The 3733-nt window shown below is 67.5% G+C and carries 5 protein-coding genes; 2 read left to right on the top strand and 3 right to left on the bottom strand.

What is annotated here, in order from left to right; translation table 11 throughout:
* Positions 1-398 precede the first annotated feature (398 nt).
* Positions 399-761 carry a hypothetical protein gene (locus ACNPQM_RS43795; protein WP_418088372.1) on the bottom strand — a complete coding sequence of 121 codons (363 nt, stop codon included), beginning with the start codon at positions 759-761 and terminating at the stop codon, positions 399-401.
* A gap of 435 nt (positions 762-1196) precedes the next feature.
* Between ACNPQM_RS43795 and ACNPQM_RS43800 the strand changes: the two genes are divergently transcribed.
* Together ACNPQM_RS43800 and ACNPQM_RS43805 are read left to right on the top strand one after the other, a co-directional pair.
* Positions 1197-1451, top strand: coding sequence for a DUF7660 family protein (locus ACNPQM_RS43800; protein ID WP_358863005.1), 255 nt, complete (start codon positions 1197-1199; stop codon positions 1449-1451).
* A gap of 165 nt (positions 1452-1616) precedes the next feature.
* Positions 1617-1907, top strand: coding sequence for a hypothetical protein (locus ACNPQM_RS43805; RefSeq protein ID WP_418088373.1), 291 nt, complete (start codon positions 1617-1619; stop codon positions 1905-1907).
* A gap of 24 nt (positions 1908-1931) precedes the next feature.
* Here ACNPQM_RS43805 and pip read toward each other — a convergent pair whose 3' ends face one another.
* Positions 1932-2894: a prolyl aminopeptidase gene (gene pip / locus ACNPQM_RS43810; protein ID WP_418088374.1), complete on the bottom strand. Its 963-nt coding sequence runs from the start codon at positions 2892-2894 to the stop codon at positions 1932-1934.
* Positions 2895-3131: 237 nt separating this feature from the next.
* On the bottom strand, positions 3132-3733 hold a 602-nt coding region (locus tag ACNPQM_RS43815; RefSeq protein ID WP_418088375.1), incomplete at its 5' end, for a transposase.

Consider the following 3733-nt stretch of genomic DNA (forward strand, 5'->3'; position numbering starts at 1 on the left):
TGTACGACACCTTGTGTACTGCAAGGGTTGTACGCCGCGACCGGATTTCACGACGGCCTGTTTGAAGTGCGGGTCGTCGCACCGGGGTCGACCGCCCCGGACTGCCCTACCGCATGTGTTCTTGACGCTGTACTGGGAGGTGGCGCCGGCAAGGGTTCTGCCGTCGGGGCTCCATGCCAGGGACTGCGTCGCGTTGTCGGTCAGCGTGGTGGTGCGGGGGCGGGACAACTCAACATCTTCGCAGGGGCCGGCGGAACCTGGAATCGATATGCCCCTGGCGATCACGGAGGAGAACGCCATCCTCAGTGAGCCATTCGCCTGTCAGCCCGCGGGACGGCCCCGCGCCGACCGGCCCGTGGTGGTGCCGGTGAACGGTGCGGGGCCGCTGACGTGATGCGTCAGTTCAGCCGGGCGGGTGCCGGTGTGCCGTAGAAGGTGATCGTCGGCCAGCCCTTGCGGGCGGCGAGTTCGTTGAGCGCGTCGGCGATCTCTTGCGAGGAGATGACGGAGTTGGCAGGGGGCGTCTCCTCGATCATCACGCTGAACTTGATCCGCAGCTCGGCGGGGGTTTCAGCGCCGGTGTCCATGCCGACCCTGCCTTCGAAGAGGGTCCCCGCGGGAAAGTCGGCCGAGGCGGTCTGCGCCTGGGCCAGCACGGCTTGGGGCTCGGCGGCCTGGGCCGGCTGCGCCGCCGCCGCGCCGCCCAGGACCGCACCCGCGGCGGTCGTCCCGGAGTATCCGAGCAGGGTTCGTCTGGACATGCTGGACATGGTTCCCCTCCCATTCACCGGCCCTGCGGGCGCCTCCCGGGGCCGTCGCAATACCGTACGCACGATCGACAACTGTGCGTGGCCGAATGACGTCGTTCAGTGAAGGCCCCAGGCGCCTACCTCTGACCCCAGGTGCACGCCCGCCGCGGCGCGGTCGGCGGCTGGCTCGCCTGATGCCACGAGGCGGGCCTGCAGCCGCCCCGCATCCCGGCCTGGTGCAAGCGAATGCCCGACCCCGGCTCCGACACCCCAGCCGAGCTCCTGGACGCCGTCGCCGTCCGCGGCCGCGCCCGCGCCGAGCTCCGCCGCGCTGGCGATGAGAACTCCACCGTCGAGCTACAGGCCCGCGTCGCATCACGCAGCGCACCAGCCGGCGGGCCAACCCCCGATGGAGGTCCCAGCCGGGGAGAGTGCAGGATCTGCGGCATGGACTCTCTGAACGACACCAGCTGGGTGAGAACAAGGGCAGACCTCGTCTCCTACATGGGAAAGCTCAGCCAAGAGGCCGAGACCGCTTCCGGCGGCTGGCAGAACCGATCACTCGACCGCTACCTCGAAGCACTCAGCGCCTGGACCAATGACATGGACGGCTACTTCATCAATCGAGGAGAGCGCGTTCCAGACCAGCCCGACTGGAGCTTGATCGCCGACATGCTGAGGGCGGCCTGCTTCTACGAGTGAGTACACACGTCCCTGATCTGCAACAGCGCCCTCCTCAGCCGCGACCGCCCCGTCGGAGTCGCCCGAACCGGAAGCGCAGAGGACCGCGCGCAGGCGTACCGCCGATTCCCTGACCCCATCACGGCGAACACCCTTCCAACCCACTGGATACGCAACCTGCACGGAGTGGACTACGAGAGCAAAGATGACCTTGTAGGCCACCTCCTGACGCGACAAGCCGAAGCCAACATCGAACTGCTCTGTGCGTGGCCGGAATCCGTCTCTGCGCCGGAGTACGTCATCAGGGAAGCGGAGGGGGTCATGGCCGTGTGGTCTTCCAACAGGGAGCTGGAACAGGAAGAGTTCTCTACCGTTTTGCAAGCCACGACTAACGCCCGCATGGCCTTCCTTGATGCGGCACGACACGATCTCGACTACGAGCCGAAGGTGTGGCACGTCCTTGCGCCCCGGCAATGACGACACCCAGGCTGATCACTGCCATCACCGCCCGTCGAATCGCTCCAGCACAGCACGCACGTGCCTGCTCATGGCGGCACTGCCCTTGTGCCCGGCGTCGTCGAAGACCACGAGTTCCGCGCCTGGCCAGGCCCGCGCGAATTCCCATGCGGCACCGAGCGGGCAGCTCAGATCGTGCCGGCCATGGATGATCACACCGGGGATCGCGGCCAGGCGCCCGGCACCCCGCAACAGCACGCCGTCTTCCAACCATCCGTCGCTGGCTGCGTAATGGGCACAGATCCGCGCGAACGCCTGCACGGCGTCCGAGGCGTGGTCGCTATAGGGAGCTGGTTTGCCATTGGGCTCCAAGGAGAGAACGGCGTCCTCCCAGGCTGCCCAGTTGAGTGCCGCCTGCGCCCGTACCGTCGCGTCAGGGTCTTCCAAGAGCTTCACATAAGCAGCAATCAGGTCACTATCGCACTCGCCTTCGGGTGCGCCGTTCCTGAACCGCTCCCACGCCTCGGGAAAGAGCCGGGCGACCCCTCCGCGGTACAGCCAGTCCACCTCCGAAGGGCCCATCATCCAAAATGCGGGAAGCACCATCTCCGACACTCGTTCCGGATGCCGTTCGGCGTAGGCGACCGACAGTGCCGAGCCCCACGACCCGCCGAAGAGCAACCAGCGTTCAACCCCCAGGTGCACACGCAACTGCTCCATGTCGCGTAGCAGCAGCTCAGCTGTGTTGAGGCGCATGTTCGTCGCAGGATCGCTCGCATGCGGCGTGCTGCGTCCGCACCCCCGCTGGTCGAACAGGATGATCCGGTAGCGCTCCGGGTCGAATGCCTTTGGGGTGCCGGACGGACTCCCGCCCCCGGGTCCGCCGTGGACGATGAGCGCGGGCTTGCCGTCTGGATTGCCGCGCACCTCCCAGTACACGAGATTGCCATCCCCAGTGTCCAACATTCCGCGGTCATGCGCTTCAGTCGAGGTGAAGGCAACAGGCATGCAAGAGCTCCTACTTCGGCAATACGGTTGCCTCGGACCGTACATGCATCCGTGCCGCCGCCAAGGTGGGCTAACCGACAGCCCATCACCTGGATCGCATTCTGTTAGCACCCCTAGTAGGGCTTTGTTAGGTCCTGTGGTGTGGTTCTGGTGTCGGTGCGGATTGGCCGCATATCGAGCAGGCGCCGGTCCAGGTGGCCAGGAGGGCCTGAAGCGCGCGGAGGACCGCGTAGAGGGTCAGGCCGGCGCAGGCGCTTTTGGGTCGAGCCTGAGCATGGTGCAGAACGCCTGGGCGAGGGAGGCGAGGGTGACGTGGCGGTGCCAGCCGGGGAAGTTGCGGCCCTCGAAGTGGTCCAGGCCCAGACCGTCCTTGAGCTCGCGGTAGTCGTGTTCAACGCGCCAGCGGCTCTTGGCGATGCGGACCAGTTCGCGCAGCGGGGTGTCGGCAGGCAGGGTGGAGAGCCAGTAGTCGGTGGGCTCGGCGGCGCCGGGCGGCCATTCGGCCAGCAGCCAGCACTCGGGCAGGGAGCCGTCGGCGGCGCGGCGGATCGTCCGGTTTGCGGGTCTGACCCGCAGCGCCAGGAACCGCGAGCGCATCTCGGCGCGGGGGTTGTGTTTCGTGGTCTTGCTGCCCTGGCGCCAGGTCACGGTTCGTGCCGACGATCGCCCTGTGCTCAGGGCGAGTTGGCGCAGAGTGCTGTGCTGGACGGGGTAGGCCGGTCCGGGCGGGCGGCCCTGGCCGCAGTAGGGCGGGCGCTTGGGGACGGCGTCGCCCGGGTAGGCGGTGGTGGTGCCCTTGACCGCGACGGCGTAGGTCAGGTCGCGCTCGGTCAGGCCCT

Source organism: Streptomyces sp. NPDC056231 (assembly GCF_048270745.1).
Taxonomy (GTDB): domain Bacteria; phylum Actinomycetota; class Actinomycetes; order Streptomycetales; family Streptomycetaceae; genus Streptomyces.

Coding starts and splice junctions, on each gene's coding strand:
- ACNPQM_RS43795 (WP_418088372.1), bottom strand. CDS start 761: ATGTCCAGACGAACCCTGCTCGGATACTCCGGGACGACCGCCGCGGGT.
- ACNPQM_RS43800 (WP_358863005.1), top strand. CDS start 1,197: ATGGACTCTCTGAACGACACCAGCTGGGTGAGAACAAGGGCAGACCTC.
- pip (WP_418088374.1), bottom strand. CDS start 2,894: ATGCCTGTTGCCTTCACCTCGACTGAAGCGCATGACCGCGGAATGTTG.